Genomic DNA, 17,784 nt, shown 5'->3' on the forward strand with positions numbered 1-17,784 from the left:
CTATTCCTCGTCGTCGCCGTTAAGCAGCTCGCGCAACTGCTTGCCGGTCTTGAAGAACGGAATCACTTTGCCCTGGACCGAAACCTGTTCGCCGGTCCGGGGGTTGCGGCCCTGGCGGGCATCGCGCTGCTTCACCGAAAACGCACCGAACCCGCGCAACTCGACTCGGTCGCCCTGCGCCAGGGCGGCGGCGATCTCGTCGAAAATGGTGGTCACGATGCGTTCGACGTCGCGCTGGTAAAGGTGGGGATTCCTTTCCGCCAGGCGAGCGATCAGCTCCGACTTGGTCATTCCTGTCTCGAAACCTAAAAATCCTGAATCCGCGCAGCCTGCCCAAGGGGGAGGCCCGAGTCAAGGAAAGCGGTGATAAAGACTGGTTTTGGCCGCCGGAAGCGGGTCCTGGTGAATTTTTCGTTGCACGCATGGGTGTGCGTTGACTCCCCCCCCCGGAAAACAGCGACAATGCCGCCGCCGCGGCATAGTCCGTCGGCACACGGAGACGCGACGATGTTCACCCCGGTCCATGCCCACGGCGAAGCCACCAAGGCGACGTCGCCAACGGTGCACACCACGAGCCCCTTCGCCGCCACCTTGCGGCCTTGGGCCGAGATCATCGCCACCTTGGACGTGGCCTTCCAGCCCATCGTCAACATCCACACCGGCGCCTGCTACGGCTACGAAGCGCTTTTGCGCAACACCGAAGCCGCCGGCTTCTCCTCGATCCAGGATTTCTTCGACACCTGCCACGCCTTGGGTGCCCTGCCCGAAATGGAACTGGCGCTTCGGGAAAAGGCGATGGAGAAATTCCTGCGCCTCGACCATTGCCGACAAAGCAAGCTGTTCCTCAACCTCGACAACCGCGCCCTCGATGCCTCGGGCAGCCTGACCGCGCGGACCCGCAAGCTTCTGGAACGCGCCGGCCTTGACGAATCACAGGTGGTCTACGAAGTGTCCGAACGACACGCCTTCGACCATCCCGGCGAAGCGGCCAGCGTTCTGGCCCACGACAAACGCGCCGGCTTCCGGCTGGCCATCGACGATTTCGGCACCGGTTTTTCCGGCCTGCAATTGCTGTATTTCGCCGAGCCCGACTTTTTGAAGATCGATCGCTTTTTCGTGTCCGACATCGCCAACGATTCGAAGAAGAAGCTGTTCTTGTCCCAGATCGTCAACATCGCCCACCTGTTGGGCGTGGTGGTGCTGGCCGAGGGCGTCGAGACCGAGCGCGAGTATTTCGTGTGCAAGGATATCGGCTGCGACCTGATCCAGGGTTATCTGGTGCAAAAGCCGACCGTGGACATGGCGGAGTTGAAGCCCGCCTACCAGGCCATCGCCCACATGGCGAAAAGCGAACGCCGTGCCGCCGTCAGCGACCAGAAACTGATCGCCGACCAGATCACCTATGTCGATCCCATCGGCCTGGATTGCCGCATGGAGGAGGTGTTCGAACGCTTCCGCGCCGACAAGTCGCTGACCTTCTTTCCGGTGGTGGACGAAGCCGGCGAACCGGTCGGCATCGTGCGTGAGAAGGAACTCAAGGACTACACCTACTCGCTGTACGGCAAGGCGCTGATCAGCAACAAGACCATCGGCCGCAAGCTCAAGGACTTCGTCACCCGCTGTCCCATGGCCGACATCAACACCAAGGCCGAACGCATCCTTCAGGCCTATTCGACGGTGGAACGGTCCGAAGGGATCATCATCGTCGACAACATGAAATACGTGGGCTTTCTGTCGGCGCATTCGCTGTTGCGGGTCATCAACGAAAAGAACCTGGCCGCCGCGCGCGACCAGAACCCGCTGACCAAGCTGCCGGGCAACAACCTGATCCACGAATACGTGTCGGAAGTGCTGGCCGCCACCGACCAGGAAGTGGTGCTGGCCTATTTCGACTTCGACAATTTCAAGCCGTTCAACGACAAATACGGCTTCCGCCTAGGCGACCGCGCCATCCTGCTGTTCGCCGAATTGCTGTCCAAGGCGCTGCCGCGCGACACCTGCTTTCCCGCTCATGTGGGCGGCGACGATTTCTTCGGCGGCTTCCGCGGCCAGGGTTACGCCGAGACCATGGGCACCATCGCCGATCTGGTGGAGACCTTCCGCCGCGATGTCGAAAGCTTCTACGACGACGAAACCCGCGCCGCCGGCCATATCACCGGCCAGGATCGACAGGGCAACGTGGTACGCTTTGCATTAATGTCGGTGTCGGCGGCGGTGGTGCACCTGCCGGCCGGACGCCCGGTCCACACCGTGGACGAGATCAGCCAACTGATCGCCGGCCTCAAGAAGGAAGCCAAGAAAAGCCCCGACCGGGTGGCGGCCGGGGCCTTGGTGGCGCGCTGATCAGCCCTTCAGAACCACCACCAGACCGGGCACCTCGTTGCCGCCGTCGCGGCGGGTGACCGCGTCTTCCATCAGGGCGACGGAAAAACCCGCTTCGGCAGCAGTGGCGGCGACATAGTCGGCGGCATGGGCATAACGTTGCTTGGCGCCCAACACATAGCTGCCGGATTCTGCGGTCTTCTCCACCGTGAAGGCGAAGGCGCCGCCGGCCCGCACCGCCACGCGCGCCGCCTGCATCACCGGGCCAAGGTCACCGAGATAGACCAGCACGTCGGCCGCCACCAACAGGTCGTAGCGTTCGGGCCGCGCCAGAAGCGTCTCCACCAGTTCGCCCACCAGCAATTCGTCGTAAAGACCGCGTTCGTCGGCACGCGCCACCATGGCCGGCGACAAATCGACGCCGTCCAGCCGCTTCGCATAGGGCTTGAGCACCGGCGCCGCCAGGCCGGTACCACAGCCGGCGTCCATGATGTCGAGTCCGCCGCGCCGGTCGATGGTCCGGGCCAGAGCGTCGGCCAGAAGCTGCGGCGCGCAATATTCCAGCTTGTCCACCAACGACTGGTCGAAACGGTCGGCGTAATCGTCGAACAGCTGACGCACATAGGCCTCGGGCGCCTTGTCCGGCACCGGCCCGCCCCCCACCAGGGCCAAGCCAAGGGCGGCACCGTGCAGGTCGCGCTCATCCAGCTTCAGCGCCTTGCCATAGGCCCGTGCCGCACGGGCGTTCTCGCCCAGCCGGCGACAGGCCTCGCCCAGGCAATACCATCCCCTGGGGGAACGCGGCGCCAGGGCGGTAACCCGTTCGAACGCCGCCGCCGCGCCTTCGAAATGGTCCTGGGCCTGACGGATCAGCCCCAGTTCCATCCAGCATTCAAGGCTGCGCGGCGCCACGCGCGTCCCGTCCTCGGCCGCCTTGCGGGCGTCGTCGAGCCGGTTCTGGGCACGATAGACCGACGCCAGATTGGCCCGCATGCCCGGCTGGTCCGGGCGCAGATCGACCGCCCCCTCCAAAATGGTGGCGGCGGCGTCGAGACGGCCGCAATCACGCAGCGCCAAGCCGAAATTGTTCAGTGCCGCCGGCCAGTCGGGACGCAGGTCCAACGCCCGCCGCAACGCGTCGCAGGCTTCGCCCGGCCGCCCCGCCTCGGTCAACAGGGCTCCCAGACAGTTCAGCGCCTCGGCATGGACCGGACTGGCGGCGATGGCGGCGCGGCAATGTTCGATCGCTTGGTCGCGCCGCCCCTGCCGCCCCAACAGCGCCCCCAGGCGGGCATGGGCCTCGGCATGGGCGGGGTCCAGGGTCAGCACGGTACGGTAATGCAGCGCCGCCTCGGCGACGTCGCCGGACATCTCCAGCGCCTGCCCCATGGCCAGATGCAGCACCGTCTGGCCGGGGGTGATGGCGATGGCGCGGGCCAGACTGTCCACGGCCCGCTTGCCCTGGCCGGAATCCAGGGACAACAGCCCCATCAGGTAATGGGCGCCGCCGAATTTGGGCGCGACTTCGGTCAGCTTCTTGGCCAGCCGCTTGGCCTCTCCCCCCCGCCCGTCTTCATAGGCGGCCATGGCCTCGGCGAAGATTTCGGCGACCGTTTTCGTCTGAGCAGGCTGCATCATGTTTCCGCGAGAGGGCACCAAAGGATTTCCGTCACACCATAGCCACTTCCCCCGCGCTTCGCGACCATCGCTTGGCGATATTTGACCGGGAAGACCAGGAAATCACGGCGCTTGCCGACGGTCACGATACCAACGCACAAGGAACAGCAGCGCGAACAAGGGCACCGACGCCCGCACCACGAACGGCCCCAGTCCTGCACGGGTATACCCCCCGGACAGGAATTGAAAGAACAGCGGGTTGACCATCACCTCGCCCGAGGTCCAGTTCAACGACACCTGACAGACGCCGAACAGGATGCCGACCGCCCAAAGAACCTTGCGCCGACGCGGCATGGACGAAAGCAAGCACAGGGCAAGGGCCGTCACGCTGAGGGCCGGCGCAAGCACGGCCAGGACCAGGATCGCGTAATGCACGCCCCCCTTGCCCTGGAACGTGAAGGCATTCAGCGTCTCGAGCGGCATCGCCAGGGGTTGCAGGTGAAAACCTTCGAGGATGGCTGAACCTTGGTTTTCCGTGCGCCATTGAAAGCTGGCCAGGAACCATTGCTCGCCAAACCCGGCCTGTAGCTCCAGGTTGACCCGCCGGACGGTCCCGGCCGCATCCATGATCTTGACCGCCCCGTATTGCGCAACCGTCATGGACGTGGCCGGTGACGACGGCAACAGGGAACGCATCTGAATCAAAGGAGAGCGGAGATCCTTTTTCCGCAATTCAGGATCGGCCATGGCCTCGATGAGGTCGTAACGCCCGTCCTGTAGGGCCGAAAACAATTGGTTGGCGGTTCCCACGTCGGCTGGCCGGTCCAAGACATCTGGAGCACAGGCCGTCAGGAAGACCGACAGCCCAAGCACCGCCAAAAAGACCTTGATCATGAGTTTCCCCCACCCCGTATCGGGCAGAGGATATCGCAGCCGATCAACAACCGATAGAAGCCAACATCACACCGCCGTTCCCCCCACCGTCAGGCCGTCCATGCGCAGCGTCGGCTGGCCGACGCCCACCGGCACGCCTTGGCCGTCCTTGCCGCAGGTGCCGACACCGGGGTCGATCTGAAGGTCGTTGCCGATCATCGACACACGGGTCATGGCGTCGGGACCGTTGCCGATCAGGGTGGCGCCCTTGACCGCCGGGCCGATCTTGCCGTTCTCGATCAGATAGGCCTCGGTGGCGGCGAACACGAACTTGCCCGAGGTGATGTCCACCTGGCCGCCGCCGAAATTGACGGCGTAGATTCCCTTCTTCACCGAGGCGACGATCTCGGCCGGGTCGTGCTCGCCGGCGACCATGAAGGTGTTGGTCATGCGCGGCAACGGCGGATGGGCATAGGATTGGCGGCGGCCGTTGCCGGTGGGCCGCACCCCGGTCAAGCGGGCGTTCAGACGATCTTGCATGTAGCCGACCAGGATGCCGTCCTCGATCAGCGTGGTGCGGGAACTGGCCGTGCCTTCGTCGTCGATGGTGATGGAACCGCGCAAATCAGGCAGCGTGCCGTCATCGACCACCGTCACCCCCTTGGCGGCGACGCGCTGGCCGATCATGCCGGAAAAGGCGCTGGTGCCCTTGCGGTTGAAGTCGCCTTCGAGCCCGTGCCCCACCGCCTCGTGCAACATCACGCCGGGCCAGCCGGGGCCCAGCACCACGCTCATCTCGCCGGCCGGGGCGGAAACGGAATCCAGATTGACCGAGGCCTGACGCAACGCCTCGTCCACGCAATGGCGCCATTGCTCGGGGGCCATGACGCCGTCATAGGTGAAACGGCCGCCCATGCCATGGCTGCCGGTTTCCATGCGCTCTCCCTGGCCCAGCACCACCGAGACGTTGATCCGCACCAGGGGCCGGATGTCGGCGGCGTGGCTGCCGTCGCCGCGCAGGATATAGACCGCCTGCCACGACCCGGACAGCGACGCCGACACCTGCCGCACGCGCGGTTCGCGTCCACGGGTGTAGGCGTCGATCTCCTCCAGCAGCTTGACCTTGGATTCGAACGGCACCAGGGCCAGCGGATTGAGGTCGGTGTAAAGGGCGGCGTTGGTGCCCACCGGTCCTTCGGCCAAATGGCCGGTGCGGCCCGACTTGACGGCCGAGACGGTGGTGGCGGCACGCTTGATCGCCTCTTCGTTCAACTCGGAACCATGGGCATAGCCGTGCGCCTCGCCCGCCACCGAGCGCAGGCCGAAGCCTTGCGCGGTGTCGAAGCTGGCCGACTTGATCTGGCGGTCGTCCAGCACCAGGCTTTCCGACTGGCGGTATTCCAGGAACAATTCGCCGTCATCGGCGCCGGTCAGGCTTTCGGCGACGATCTTGCGCACGTTGTCGCGATCCAGGCCGGCGCGGACGAAGAACAATTCGTGGGCGTGGGCACCGGCTTTGGCGGGAACGTCTTGCGGCAAGGGGGTCTCCTGTCGGAACGGGTAGGGCCAGTCGGGCGGTTGGCAGGACGCGGGCCGGAGTGTACACCATTCGGCAGCGAAGACGCCGCCTCAAGGGAATATAGGCCATGGCCGCACCGATACCAGAGCGGAATTGGGCGCTGACCGAGCACCCGGGCCGCCGTGCCCTGGCCGGCGAGGTGCACGCGCGCCCCTATGAACAATTGGTGGCGCCGGTGCGCGCCAGCCATGTCGCCATCTTGCACCACGGCTTGACCGCCACCGACGAACGCGCCTTCCTGACCGAGTTGCTGGCGGCGCACGGTGTGGAACCGCCGGGCGAGAACGCCGCCCACCTGTCGCGCGACCTGGGGGCGTTGCGCCTGAAATGGGAACGCCATTCCGAATTCTCGACCTACACCTTCCTGCGTTTCGACCCGTTCGACCATCCCTTCGCCGCCCCGGCACTGGAACTGGCGCCCACCGACTGGCTGGAACGGATGCCCGGCGCGGTGATCGCCGCCCTGCATGTGGCGGTGGACAAGGGAAGCCACAGCAGCGACGGCCTGTCGGCGCTGTTCGACGGCAACATGCTGATCGGTTCCAAGGTGTTGGGCGGCGCCGGCGAGGCGTGGACCGATTTCCGCCTGCACGCCGACGGTTTCGGCCGCGCCCTGGTGCTGGATCACGGATTGTCCCGCGGCCAGATCGGCCGGCTGTTGCAGCGTCTGGTGGAGATCGAGACCTATCGCATGATGGCGCTTCTGGCCTTTCCGGTGGCCCGCCATGCTTTCGCCGAGGTCGGGCGCATGGACCGCGCCCTGGCCGACATCGTCACCGAGTTGGCCGACCCCGAGGTGGAGCAGAACGACCGCGAGCTTCTGGACCGCCTGACCGCCTTGTCGGCCGAGGCCGAACGCCTTGACGCCGACACCAGTTTCCGGCTGTCGGCGGCCAGGGCCTATTACGACATCGTCACCCGCCGTATCGACGAATTGCGCGAAGACCGCATCGCCGGCGTGCAGACCATCGACGAATTCATCGACCGCCGTCTGGCGCCGGCCATGCGCACCTGTGAAACGGCGGCCGAGCGTCAGCAATTGCTGGGCCGGCGCGCGGCACGGGCCGGCGACCTGTTGCGCACCCGCGTCGACATCGCGCTAGAGGAAAAAAACCGCGACCTGCTGCGCAGCATGAACCGCCGCGCCCAGTTGCAATTGCGCCTTCAGGAAACGGTCGAGGGCCTGTCGGTGGTGGCCATCAGCTATTACCTGCTGGGCCTGGTGCTGTACGCCGCCAAGGGCCTGAAAGGCGCCGGCCTGCCGCTCAACCCGGATCTGGCGGCGCTGGTGGCGTTGCCGGTCATCGTCGGCGCGGTGATCCTGGGGGTGCGCCGCCTGCGCCGGGCGCTGGGCCACGGTGAGGACGCGGAATAGGTTGAAGGCTAGGTCCGCAGCGGCGGCAAGCCGTAGCGGTTGGCCGCAGCGCTCCCATCCATGAAACCGTTTTCGATCAAGGCCCAGATCGGTCCAACCAGCGGCACCACGGCGATGAGGACCCACAGGCCCGACTTGTCGCGATCATGCCACCGCTTCACCTCGACCGCGACGCAAACCCACATCAGGATGGCGAAGACCGTCAGAATCAGGATGTTGTTGTACGGTGTGTTGGCAATGGACAACCCCATCGCCCCGCCGCCCACGAAATACGCCACCACCAGCAACCGGGTCGGAAGCCAATACCGTATCCAGAATTGCGACAAGGACACCCGCCCCCCCAGCGAGAACAGGAACCAGCGCCAGGAAAATTCCTGATAGGTTCCCGGTTCTTGCACCGGATCGGCCGCCCAAATGGCGCCAACCTCTCCCTTGCGAAGCTCGAAGTTGACCGGATCGCCGACTTGCGGGTTCATGAAGGTCGGCAGGCTGCCTCGGGGAAAGGCGTAGACCACGCCACCGGCTTCGATGGTCCCCGAACGGGTGACCGGATCGAAGGAAACAAAAACACCACGCATGAAGCACCTTTTGGGCGACGTTAAATTGACGGTGCAACCATATGGCAGGCAGTGCGGCCCATCAAGAATCGATGGCCGCCACGGCGTCGGGGCGCGACTGGACATGGTCGCGGTATTGCTTGTCCTCGGTGCCGATGTGGCCGACCCACCAATCCACCAGCCACGACAGCAACTCGCCCACCTCGGGCAACGGCGACGCCCCCATGACGATGTTGGCCACATAGGCGCGAAAAGCGTCGTGACGGGCGCGGTGCTGGATCAGATAAGGATAGCCGGCCAGCAACAGCATCCGTTCCTCGCGCTGGAAATGGGTTTCGGCATAGGCCGCGATTCGTCCCACGGCAAGACGTACCGCGTCGGTGCCGTGATCGGAATCATAGGCTTCGTGCAAATGGGCGATCAGGTCCAGGATGCCGCGATGGTCGTCGTCGATGGCCGCGATCCCCACCGACAGATCGTCGGACCACGCCTCCCAATCCAGCTTGGCCCGCATGCGCCGCCCTTTCCTATCTGCGGGTTGCCATCTTGGCGTTCATGGCTTCCTGCATCTTCCAGTCGATCATCATCGCCAGCGCGGTGTCGCCTTCCTCGTGCAGGACGATGGCTTCCTTGCCCGGTTCGGCCCAACGCACGAAACGCCCGTCGGTTTCCGCGGGCGGTCCCAGACGCGCGGTGAAATGCGCCACCAAACCGTCGAAGCCGTCGCGCGGGCCTTGCAGGAACAATTGCACCAGCCGCTTGGTGCCGCCGGCATCGGGGGCGAAGGTGGCCGCCACCTCGACCGGCGAGCCGCCGACCCGGCGCGTCGCCGCGCTGTATTTCCCGGCCTCGTCCACCTTGAGCAAGGCGCAGCGAACGGCTCCCAAATCGGCCATCTGGCGCGGCATGGCCAACAGCCGGTCAACCTCCTTGGGGCGGTCAACGTCGTCGGAACAGCGCACGCTCAGCCCGGCCGGCCACGCGGCAAAGCGGAACTGGCCCATCATCATGCCGATGCGGGCGTAGCCCAGGTCGTAATCCTTGGCCATGGCCGGCCCGGCCATCGCCGACAGGACCGCGCAAACGCCCAGCAGACGTTTCATTTTTGCTTTTCCCTGGCTTCCGTGCGGCGGATATGGTGGCTGGTGCGGGCGTGCAACGCCGCCTGGAGACGGGTGTCGATGACGAAGGCCAGCAAGATGCCGCCATCGACGATGATCGCCACCTCGGCCTCGGGCTCTTGCCAGCGCGCCAGATTGTCGCGCCGCAATTCCGGTTCGCCAAAGCGCTCGCCGAAGTAATCGGCCAACACCCCAAAGGCCGCCGCCGGCTGGCGCAGGACCAGATGCATCAGGCGCGGCGTGCCGGAACGGTCGGGAAAGAACTTGCCCCACACCTGGGTCTCGATGCCGGCGACCTGGATCACGCTGGGATGCCATTGCGTGCCGCTTTGATGGAACAGGCCGCAGCGCGTGCCGCCCAGCCTCGCCACCGGATCGGGCACCGCCAGCCGCACGTCGTCGGATTCGGGCGGCAAGTCGGCCTCGCCGGAACAACGGACAATGGTGCCGTCAGGCCAGACGCCCGCGCGGAACTCGTCCAGCGTCATGCCGGAACGGGCGAAGCCCAGATCGAGTTCGGCGGCCCGCACCGTCGGTGCCAGCACCAGGAACAGCAAAAGGACGGCGATTGTTTTCATGATGCGAAGAATGTCATGAAAGCCCGTCGCCGTCATCCCCGCAGCCTCGCCAATTCGGCCTTTGCCGCCTGGTCGGCCGCCGACGGCAAGGGCGCGGACGGGTCGGCCATCCAGGCGGCGACATCGTCCAGAACCACGCGGGCCTCCAGATCGCGCAACAGCATGTGGTAGCCACTGGCATAGAACGCCGCCCGCTGGTCATGCCCCAATCCGGGCAGGCGTTCCACCGCCGCCCACACCGGAGCGGCCGGCACCACCTGATCCTTGGCGCCATACAGCACCAGGGCCGGCAGGCGAATTCGCGGCGCGGTAACGGCGGCGGCGTCCATCAGGTCGACCACGCCATTGATGGCATCGACCCTGGTTCCCTTGATCACCAGCGGATCGGCGGCCAGCGCCCGCAGCATGGGGATGTTGTCGGACGGCCAGATGTCGAGCCCCTCGCCGGTCAACTTCCACCCCGGCGCCACCTGATAGGCCAGCCACAGCGCCGCGCGCTGGAACCAGCCCATGGATTGGCGGCTCCACACCGCCGGCGCCGACAGGATCACTCCGCGCAGGTCGGACGGCGGCTCGCCAGCGGTGGCCAGCATGGCGACCGCGCCGCCCATGCTTTCCCCCAACAGATAGACCGGCACGCCGGGATGACGCGCGGCCACCAGCTCCAGCGCGGCACGGGCGTCGGCGGCCATGGTGGCGGCCGAGGAAAAGATGCCGGGCTGTGGTGCGGCACCGAAACCGCGCTGGTCATAGGCGTAAGAGGCGATGCCCTTGGCGGCCAGATATTTGCCCGGTTCGTCGAAGAAATTGGAATAGTCGTTCATGCCGTGCAGCGCCAGCAGCACGGCCCGCACCTCACCCTGGGGCAGCCAAGACCGCAGCGGCAGACGCACGCCGTCGGCCGTCACCCACGCGGCCTTTTCCCACTGGGGCGGCGCCACCGCCGGCCCCGCCTGTTGCGTGCGCGCGGCACAGGCCGCGACCAGGGCCGCCAGCATCAGGACCGCCAGCGCCCGTATCCTCATGGCATCCGCGACGAGGTCAGTTGCAGGAAGATGTCCTCGAGGTCGGTTTCCTCGGTGGACAGGTCGGCAACCCGCAAACCGGCGGCGGCCACCGCGTCCAGGATGGCGGCCACCGGCATCTCGGACGGTTTGTAGCGGACCACCAGACGGCCGTCGGGGCGAATTTCCGGGGCGAACGGCACCAGGGCCTCGGGCACCGTTTCCAGCGGCCCGGTGACGGCCAGCACCAGCGCCTTGCTGTCCAGCCGCCCCAACAGGGTCCGCTTGTCCTCGCACGCCACCACGCGGCCATGGTTGATGATGGCGATGCGGTCGCACAATTCCTCGGCTTCCTCGAGGTAATGGGTGGTCAGGACGATGGTGGTCCCAGCGGCGTTGAGCTGTTTGACATAGGCCCAGAGCGACTGCCGCAACTCGATATCGACACCGGCGGTGGGTTCGTCCAGCACCAGGACCGGCGGATTGTGCACCATGGCCTTGGCCACCAGCAGACGTCGGCGCATGCCGCCCGACAGGGTCCGGGCATAGGCCTCCGCCTTGTCGGCCAACCCCACCGCCTCAAGGATTTCCATGGTGCGGCGTTCCGCCTTGGGCACGCCGTACATGCCGGCCTGGACCTCCAGCAACTCGCGCGGGGTGAAGAACGGGTCCAGGTTCAGTTCCTGCGGCACCACGCCGATGGCCGCCTTGGCCTCACGCGGGGCGCGGTCGATGTCGCGGCCCCAGACACAGGCTTGGCCGCCGCTCTTGATCACCAGCCCGGCCAGGATGTTGATGAAGGTGCTCTTGCCGGCGCCGTTGGGCCCCAGAAGACCGAAGAAGGAACCGCGCGGCACCGCCAGCGAAACGCCGTCCAGCGCCACCTTGGTGCCGCGCCGGCCGCGATAGACCTTGCGAAGATCGCGGGTCTCGATGGCGTTGTCGGGCGAATTCGGATCGATGGGTGTTTGAACCATGGCCCGACATGGGTATCATCCGGCCGTTTCCACGGTCAACGGATGCCTGCCATGTCTGCCGTCACTGAAGCCAAGATCGAACCCCAAACGGTCGAAACCGCCACCGTCGCCTGTGACGGCGGCACCGGCCCCCTGGGCCATCCGCGCGTGTTCCTGCATTTCGGCGCCGAGCGCGAGGTGGTGTGCCCCTATTGCTCGCGCACCTATGTGCTGGCCGAGGGCGCCAAGGCGCACGGTCACTGACGGTGAGCACTCCCCGCCACGTGTATCTGGTGGACGGCTCGGGATTCATTTTCCGGGCCTTCCACGGTCTGCCCATGATGACGCGCGCCGACGGCACCCCCGTCAACGCCGTCTACGGCTTCACCACCATGATGATGAAGCTGTTGAACGAGACCGACGCCGACCATGTGGCGGTCATCTTCGACGCGGCGCGGAAGACCTTCCGCAGCGACATCTACCCCGCATACAAGGCCAACCGCCCCCCCGCTCCCGAGGAGTTGGTGCCCCAGTTCCCGCTGATCCGCGAGGCGACACGGGCCTTCAACGTGCCCGCCGTCGAGCAGGAAGGGTTCGAGGCCGACGACCTGATCGCCACCTACGCCACCCAGGCGGTGGCCCTGGGCGCCCGCGTCACCATCGTCTCGTCCGACAAGGACCTGATGCAGTTGGTGGGCGATGGCGTCGAGATGATGGACCCGCTCAAGGGGCGTGCCATCGCCGCCGAACAGGTGGTCGAGAAGTTCGGCGTGCCGCCCGACAAGGTGGTGGACGTCCAGTCCCTGTGCGGCGATTCCACCGACAACGTGCCGGGCGTGCCGGGCATCGGCATCAAGACCGCCGCCCAGTTGATCACCGAATACGGCGACCTTGACACCTTGTTGGCCCGCGCAGCCGAAATCAAGCAGCCCAAGCGGCGCGAAACCTTGATGACCAACGCCGACATGGCCCGCGTCAGCCGCGAGTTGGTGCGTCTCAAGCGCGACGTGCCGGTGGTCGAGCCGCTGGAAAGCTTCGCCAAGCGCCAGCCCGCGCCCGAATTGCTGGCCGAGTTCGTCCGCGAGCAGGGCTTCAAGTCGCTGAGTGCCCGGTTGGGCGGCGGTGGCGCCACCATGCCCAAGATTCCCGCGCCCAAGTCCGCGACGTCCGCCCTGCCTCCAACCGCCGCGATGGCTCCTGCCGCCGCGCCGGACAAAATCGAATACGAGTTGGTAACCTCGGTCGCTTCCCTGGACGCCTGGGTGGCCGAGGCGACCCGCGCCGGCATCGTCGCCATCGACACCGAGACCACCGGCCTGGACGCCCTGCGCGCCGAACTGGTGGGGGTGTCGCTGTCCACCGCGCCGGGGCGGGCCTGCTACATCCCGGTCAAGCATTCGCCGGCCGAGGCGCAGGGCTCGCTGTTGCTGAGCGATCCCGGCGCGCCGGAAAGCCCCAAGATCCTGCCCCGCGACGTCGTCCTGGAAAAGCTGCGCCCGCTTTGCGCCGACCCGTCGGTTCTCAAGGTCGGGCACAACATCAAATACGACTTGCACATCTTGAACCGCGCCGGTCTTGAGGTTGCGCCCATCGACGACACCATGCTGCTGTCCTATGTGCTGGACGGCGCCAGCCACGGCCATGGCATGGACGAACTGGCCCAGCGTCATCTGGGGCATTCCACCATCAAGTTCGCCGACGTCTGCGGCAGCGGCAAGGCCCAGATCACCTTCGACCGGGTGCCGCTGGACAAGGCCCTGGCCTATGCCGCCGAAGACGCCGACATCACGCTCAGGTTGCATGCCCTGCTCAAGGGGCGGTTGCTGGCCGAACACATGGTGACGGTGTACGAGACGCTGGAACGCCCCCTGGCGACCATCGTCGCGGCCATGGAGCGCGAGGGCATCAAGGTCGACAGCCCCGCCCTGCTGGCGCTGTCCGAGGAATTCGGCGCCCGCATGGCCGAATTGGAAAAAGACATCCACGCCCTGGCCGGACACGAATTCAACGTCGCCTCGCCTGCCCAGTTGGGCAAGGTTCTGTTCGAGGAAATGGCGCTGCCCGGCGGCAAGAAGACCAAGACCGGGCAATGGGCCACCGGCGCCGATGCGCTGGAGGAACTGGCGCTACAGGGACACGCCCTGCCCGCCCGGTTGCTCGACTGGCGCCAGTTGGCCAAGCTGAAAAGCACCTACGCCGACGCGCTGGTCGCCCAGATCAACCCCGACACACGGCGCGTCCACACCAGTTATTCGCTGGCGGTGACCACCACCGGCCGGCTGTCGTCGTCGGACCCCAACCTTCAGAACATCCCCATCCGCACCGAGGAAGGGCGCAAGATCCGCGCAGCCTTCGTGCCCGAGCCGGGCAACGTGCTGTTGTCGGCCGATTATTCGCAGATCGAATTGCGTCTGGTCGCCCACGTGGCGGGAATCGAGGGGCTGAAACAGGCGTTCCGGGACGGCGCCGACATCCACGCCATCACCGCCTCCCAAGTGTTCGGCGTGCCGATCGAGGGCATGGACCCGTCCCTGCGCCGCCGCGCCAAGGCCATCAATTTCGGCGTCATCTACGGCATCTCGGCATTTGGTCTGGCGCAACAGCTGGGCATCTCGAACGGCGAGGCCAAGACCTTCATCGACGCCTATTTCGCCCGCTTCCCGGAAATCCGCGACTACATGGAACGGGCCAAACAGGAAGCACGCGACAACGGCTTCGTCACCACCTTGTTCGGCCGCAAGGTCTATGTGCCCGACATCAACGCCAAGGGACCATTGCGGGCCTTTGGCGAGCGTGCCGCCATCAACGGCCCGATCCAGGGCGGCGCCGCCGACATCATCAAACGTGCCATGATCCGCCTGCCCGGCGAGATCGCCGCCGCCGGATCGAAGGCCCGCATGCTGCTTCAGGTGCACGACGAACTGGTTTTCGAAGTTCCCGAAGCCGAGATCGCGGACACCACCGCCTTGGTCAAGCGGGTGATGGAAGGGGCCGCCCAACTGGACGTGCCGCTGGTGGTCGAGGTGGGAACCGGTGCGTCATGGGACGCCGCTCACTGAGCTCGCTCCATCATTAGTAATTACACATGGCGCCCGCGGGGACTTTCCCTGCGGGCGTTGTCATTTCATTCAATATCCATTCATTTTCATTTGAACAACAAACACAACATTCACAATGCATAGGCTTCATTTTCATAAGTGATACAAATTAATTCCACCAAGATATTCCATGCCATTTCAGTTTTGCTATAATGCAGCACAGCAAAGAACTTGCCTCGCCGTTACCCCCCGAACTACCGGAGGCCGAACCATGGAAGCCGCCACCTTCGAGATGGTGCTTACCGCCCGCGCCGAGGTCGAACGCCTCGACCTGCCCCGGCAACTGGCCGCCTGAAGCCCAAAGGGACGTCTGCCATGAGCAACCCGTTCGAAATCGAACTCGCCCGGCTGGAAAGCGAACGCAAGCGCCTCGACGCCATGCTTGACGACGCGGTGGCTCAATTCGCCCTGGTCGAGGAAGACATGAATGCCCGCATGAAGGTCGCCAGCCCGGCCCAGCTTCAGGCGCTGATGGAAGAACGCGCCCGCATCGAGGAATCGCTGGGTATCGCCGCGCTGGTGGACCGCATCGACGAAATCCGCGCCCGCGCGGCGCTGGTCAAAAGCGCCGCCGCAGCGGCCGCCTGAGATCCCCGCGATCCATGCCCCCTCTTCCGCCAGGCGGAAGAGGGGTTTTTCATGTTCAACGTTCGTAGGGACCGAGGAAGCGGCAACCGTTGAAATGGATCATGTGCTCGGGCTTGCTTGCGACCCAAGCCTCGGTTTCCCAACCGATCTCCTTGGAGAACTTCGCGAACGCCTTCATGGTTTCGAAGGCGCTGACGTAGACACACCCTGCCGTACAGTCCTTGGTGAACTCGCGCAGCTTCATGTGGCGAATTTCGCTGATCGGGTTGGACGAATGCACCGCCTCGACCAAAAACAACCAATTCCGCTCCGGCTCATAGGCGACGACATCGGGCAGCATGTCGCGGGACAATTCCGGCAACCCCAACGTCTTCAAAGCTGCCTCGTCACAATAAAGCAGCTTGTTTTCCGTATCGCCGATATACAGGACCTGGGCCCCTCGGGAGAACCGAGGAAGAAACTGCTCGACCACAGCTTTCTGAATGGCGTTGTGCGGCCCCGGAGACAGCTTCAGCTCTTGTCCCCCAGGGAGGGTCACTGGAACCATTTTCATCTCGCGCGCCTTGCTCAGCCGGTCGGCCAAAGCCACATGCTGCGCCCGGAACCGAATCAGTTCATCGTCCCAAGCGGTTCCACCATAACTCTGCAACAAGGGTAATGCCTCGGCGACAATCGCGTAGCCGCGCGTTCCGTCGTTGGTGTCCGCAGCGGAATTGGCCGCGCTTTTGGCGACAAGGCCTACCTCGACCAGAATGACCAGATCCTTCCGCCGTACGTCGTCATAGGAAGAATCCGCGACGTTCTCACCATAATACTTGTTCCAGAAGGCGATAATCTGTCGGGTCGTCACCGGGGGAACACGATTATCGACCAGATGGCTTTTCGCATTGGACCATCCATCCCCAGGCGCCAGATGCGCGACCGCAAGCAGCGCCAACGCCAGACGCTCGCGGCGGCGTGCGGTATAATCACGAAGAGGCACTCCGATGCTGCGCAGGATGTTCTGAGCCTGCTCGATCTTTATGGTAACGGTATCGCTATCCAAAATTTCCCCCATCCCTTTGGCGACCGGCACCGCCCCAGGGGGAAGCCCGTCCAGGTGCCTCCAGACCTGAGCGGCGATAGCCCTGCCCATCAACGGAGGGACGGCATTGCCGATCTGCTCGAACTGGTCGTATTCACCACCCTCAAAGGTGAACCAATCCGGGAACCCCTGCAACCGGGCAGCCTCTCGCACCGTCAACATGCGCCGTCGACCATCAAGCAAGCGAATCCGCAGCATATCCGAAGTCGCCCCACCCAGATTACGGCACGTCACCGTCCGCGACGGCTGATCCAGGTGCAGGTCACGGGGCCGGACACAGTTGCTTTTCCTTTCGTATTCAGCAACATAGCGATCCATACTGGCGGTCAGGAAGCGACTATCGGGCCCGTGGCTATAGGCCAGTGGCCCCAAAGCTATTCCCGCCGTAACAGGATTGGACACAACCGCTTCCGGCCACGACCAGCCGACGCGAGAGGCGACGATCACGACACGTTCGCGTTTCTGCGGTACACCGAATTCCGCCGCCTTGAGCAAGCGCGCATCCACCGCATAACCAAACCGCGTCAATTCGTCCGCGACCTGCCGTAGATAATCCTTGTTCCGGAACAGCAAACCTCGAACGTTTTCAATAATGGCGATCTTCGGCCGCACCCGTTCGACGGCGTCCAAGAATATGGGAAAGCCATCTCGGGGATCACGCTTCCCCCGTTGATAGCCGATTTGACTGAACGGTTGACACGGCGGGCCTCCGATCAGCACCTCCGCCTTCCCTTCCGGCATTCCCACCGTCAGGAAAACTTCGTCACACGGCCCCGCCAGATTCTTGCTGTAGGTTGCGGCAACCGCCGGCTTCATCTCGTAGCCGGCGGTCAGGAAGCCTTGCGACTCGAACCCCAAAGCCATGCCACCGCACCCTGCGAACAGGTCCATGACCACGGGGCCGGTCGGTGGCAGGGACTGATCGGGCAGGCATTCCTGGACCCACGGCAACCACGCTTCGTGATCCGAGAAATCCAAGAGACCGGGGGAATCAATCCGACGAACCATGCCGACTTGTAACGTGTTTCAAAT

16 protein-coding genes are annotated in these 17,784 nt (G+C 64.9%); 5 read left to right on the forward strand and 11 right to left on the reverse strand.

Annotation, left to right across the window (positions count from 1 at the left end; genetic code table 11):
- Positions 1–291 carry an integration host factor subunit beta gene (ihfB, locus tag G4223_RS18150; RefSeq protein WP_163682664.1) on the reverse strand — a complete coding sequence of 97 codons (291 nt, stop codon included), beginning with the start codon at positions 289–291 and terminating at the stop codon, positions 1–3.
- 216 nt (positions 292–507) lie between these two features.
- On the opposite strand from ihfB, the gene G4223_RS18155 reads away from it, so the two are divergent.
- Positions 508–2,343 (forward strand): GGDEF domain-containing protein, encoded by a 1,836-nt coding sequence (locus G4223_RS18155; protein ID WP_163682666.1) that lies wholly within the window; start codon positions 508–510, stop codon positions 2,341–2,343.
- On the opposite strand, the gene G4223_RS18160 is transcribed toward G4223_RS18155, so the two are convergent.
- From G4223_RS18160 to tldD, 3 genes are all read right to left on the reverse strand, one after another.
- The gene (locus G4223_RS18160) at positions 2,344–3,960 is read right to left on the reverse strand and encodes a tetratricopeptide repeat protein (protein WP_241004214.1); all 1,617 of its coding nucleotides are present in this window, start codon (positions 3,958–3,960) and stop codon (positions 2,344–2,346) included.
- Positions 3,961–4,062: 102 nt separating this feature from the next.
- The gene (locus G4223_RS18165; protein WP_163682667.1) at positions 4,063–4,833 is read right to left on the reverse strand and encodes a hypothetical protein; all 771 of its coding nucleotides are present in this window, start codon (positions 4,831–4,833) and stop codon (positions 4,063–4,065) included.
- Between the two features lie 66 nt (positions 4,834–4,899).
- Entirely contained in the window at positions 4,900–6,351 is a 1,452-nt protein-coding gene (gene tldD / locus G4223_RS18170) for a metalloprotease TldD (RefSeq protein ID WP_163682669.1), read from the reverse strand.
- A 107-nt stretch (positions 6,352–6,458) separates the two neighbouring features.
- On the opposite strand from tldD, the gene G4223_RS18175 reads away from it, so the two are divergent.
- On the forward strand, positions 6,459–7,766 hold the full coding sequence (locus tag G4223_RS18175) for a DUF3422 family protein (protein WP_163682672.1): 1,308 nt from the start codon (positions 6,459–6,461) through the stop codon (positions 7,764–7,766).
- Between the two features lie 8 nt (positions 7,767–7,774).
- Here G4223_RS18175 and G4223_RS18180 read toward each other — a convergent pair whose 3' ends face one another.
- The 6 genes from G4223_RS18180 to G4223_RS18205 all read right to left on the reverse strand — a co-directional run bounded on the left by G4223_RS18180 (position 7,775) and on the right by G4223_RS18205 (position 12,003).
- Positions 7,775–8,344 carry a DUF805 domain-containing protein gene (locus tag G4223_RS18180; RefSeq protein ID WP_163682674.1) on the reverse strand — a complete coding sequence of 190 codons (570 nt, stop codon included), beginning with the start codon at positions 8,342–8,344 and terminating at the stop codon, positions 7,775–7,777.
- A 61-nt stretch (positions 8,345–8,405) separates the two neighbouring features.
- Positions 8,406–8,837, reverse strand: a complete 432-nt coding sequence (locus tag G4223_RS18185) for a bacteriohemerythrin (RefSeq protein ID WP_163682676.1) — start codon at positions 8,835–8,837, stop codon at positions 8,406–8,408.
- A 13-nt stretch (positions 8,838–8,850) separates the two neighbouring features.
- The gene (locus G4223_RS18190; RefSeq protein ID WP_163682678.1) at positions 8,851–9,426 is read right to left on the reverse strand and encodes a hypothetical protein; all 576 of its coding nucleotides are present in this window, start codon (positions 9,424–9,426) and stop codon (positions 8,851–8,853) included.
- The gene (locus G4223_RS18195) at positions 9,423–10,022 is read right to left on the reverse strand and encodes a hypothetical protein (RefSeq protein ID WP_163682680.1); all 600 of its coding nucleotides are present in this window, start codon (positions 10,020–10,022) and stop codon (positions 9,423–9,425) included. The genes G4223_RS18190 and G4223_RS18195 overlap by 4 nt, the downstream gene beginning before the upstream one ends.
- Positions 10,023–10,054: 32 nt before the next feature.
- On the reverse strand, positions 10,055–11,047 hold the full coding sequence (locus tag G4223_RS18200; RefSeq protein WP_163682682.1) for an alpha/beta hydrolase: 993 nt from the start codon (positions 11,045–11,047) through the stop codon (positions 10,055–10,057).
- On the reverse strand, positions 11,044–12,003 hold the full coding sequence (locus G4223_RS18205; protein ID WP_163682684.1) for an ABC transporter ATP-binding protein: 960 nt from the start codon (positions 12,001–12,003) through the stop codon (positions 11,044–11,046). The genes G4223_RS18200 and G4223_RS18205 overlap by 4 nt, the downstream gene beginning before the upstream one ends.
- A gap of 51 nt (positions 12,004–12,054) precedes the next feature.
- On the opposite strand from G4223_RS18205, the gene G4223_RS18210 reads away from it, so the two are divergent.
- The 3 genes from G4223_RS18210 to G4223_RS18220 all read left to right on the forward strand — a co-directional run bounded on the left by G4223_RS18210 (position 12,055) and on the right by G4223_RS18220 (position 15,668).
- The gene (locus G4223_RS18210) at positions 12,055–12,246 is read left to right on the forward strand and encodes a zinc-finger domain-containing protein (protein ID WP_163682686.1); all 192 of its coding nucleotides are present in this window, start codon (positions 12,055–12,057) and stop codon (positions 12,244–12,246) included.
- 2 nt (positions 12,247–12,248) lie between these two features.
- A complete protein-coding gene (polA, locus tag G4223_RS18215; RefSeq protein ID WP_163682687.1) occupies positions 12,249–15,041 on the forward strand; it encodes a DNA polymerase I in 2,793 nt (930 codons plus the stop codon).
- Positions 15,042–15,395: 354 nt separating this feature from the next.
- Positions 15,396–15,668, forward strand: a complete 273-nt coding sequence (locus G4223_RS18220; RefSeq protein ID WP_163682689.1) for a hypothetical protein — start codon at positions 15,396–15,398, stop codon at positions 15,666–15,668.
- Positions 15,669–15,723: 55 nt separating this feature from the next.
- Here G4223_RS18220 and G4223_RS18225 read toward each other — a convergent pair whose 3' ends face one another.
- On the reverse strand, positions 15,724–17,760 hold the full coding sequence (locus tag G4223_RS18225) for a BsuBI/PstI family type II restriction endonuclease (RefSeq protein WP_163682691.1): 2,037 nt from the start codon (positions 17,758–17,760) through the stop codon (positions 15,724–15,726).
- Positions 17,761–17,784 lie beyond the last annotated feature (24 nt).

The organism is Magnetospirillum aberrantis SpK (genome assembly GCF_011022235.1).
Lineage (GTDB): Bacteria > Pseudomonadota > Alphaproteobacteria > Rhodospirillales > Magnetospirillaceae > Magnetospirillum > Magnetospirillum aberrantis.

Coding starts and splice junctions, on each gene's coding strand:
- G4223_RS18195 (WP_163682680.1), bottom strand. CDS start 10,022: ATGAAAACAATCGCCGTCCTTTTGCTGTTCCTGGTGCTGGCACCGACG.
- G4223_RS18155 (WP_163682666.1), top strand. CDS start 508: ATGTTCACCCCGGTCCATGCCCACGGCGAAGCCACCAAGGCGACGTCG.
- G4223_RS18175 (WP_163682672.1), top strand. CDS start 6,459: ATGGCCGCACCGATACCAGAGCGGAATTGGGCGCTGACCGAGCACCCG.
- G4223_RS18200 (WP_163682682.1), bottom strand. CDS start 11,047: ATGAGGATACGGGCGCTGGCGGTCCTGATGCTGGCGGCCCTGGTCGCG.
- G4223_RS18185 (WP_163682676.1), bottom strand. CDS start 8,837: ATGCGGGCCAAGCTGGATTGGGAGGCGTGGTCCGACGATCTGTCGGTG.
- G4223_RS18225 (WP_163682691.1), bottom strand. CDS start 17,760: ATGGTTCGTCGGATTGATTCCCCCGGTCTCTTGGATTTCTCGGATCAC.
- G4223_RS18160 (WP_241004214.1), bottom strand. CDS start 3,960: ATGATGCAGCCTGCTCAGACGAAAACGGTCGCCGAAATCTTCGCCGAG.
- G4223_RS18190 (WP_163682678.1), bottom strand. CDS start 9,426: ATGAAACGTCTGCTGGGCGTTTGCGCGGTCCTGTCGGCGATGGCCGGG.
- G4223_RS18205 (WP_163682684.1), bottom strand. CDS start 12,003: ATGGTTCAAACACCCATCGATCCGAATTCGCCCGACAACGCCATCGAG.
- ihfB (WP_163682664.1), bottom strand. CDS start 291: ATGACCAAGTCGGAGCTGATCGCTCGCCTGGCGGAAAGGAATCCCCAC.
- G4223_RS18210 (WP_163682686.1), top strand. CDS start 12,055: ATGTCTGCCGTCACTGAAGCCAAGATCGAACCCCAAACGGTCGAAACC.
- G4223_RS18165 (WP_163682667.1), bottom strand. CDS start 4,833: ATGATCAAGGTCTTTTTGGCGGTGCTTGGGCTGTCGGTCTTCCTGACG.
- G4223_RS18180 (WP_163682674.1), bottom strand. CDS start 8,344: ATGCGTGGTGTTTTTGTTTCCTTCGATCCGGTCACCCGTTCGGGGACC.
- G4223_RS18220 (WP_163682689.1), top strand. CDS start 15,396: ATGAGCAACCCGTTCGAAATCGAACTCGCCCGGCTGGAAAGCGAACGC.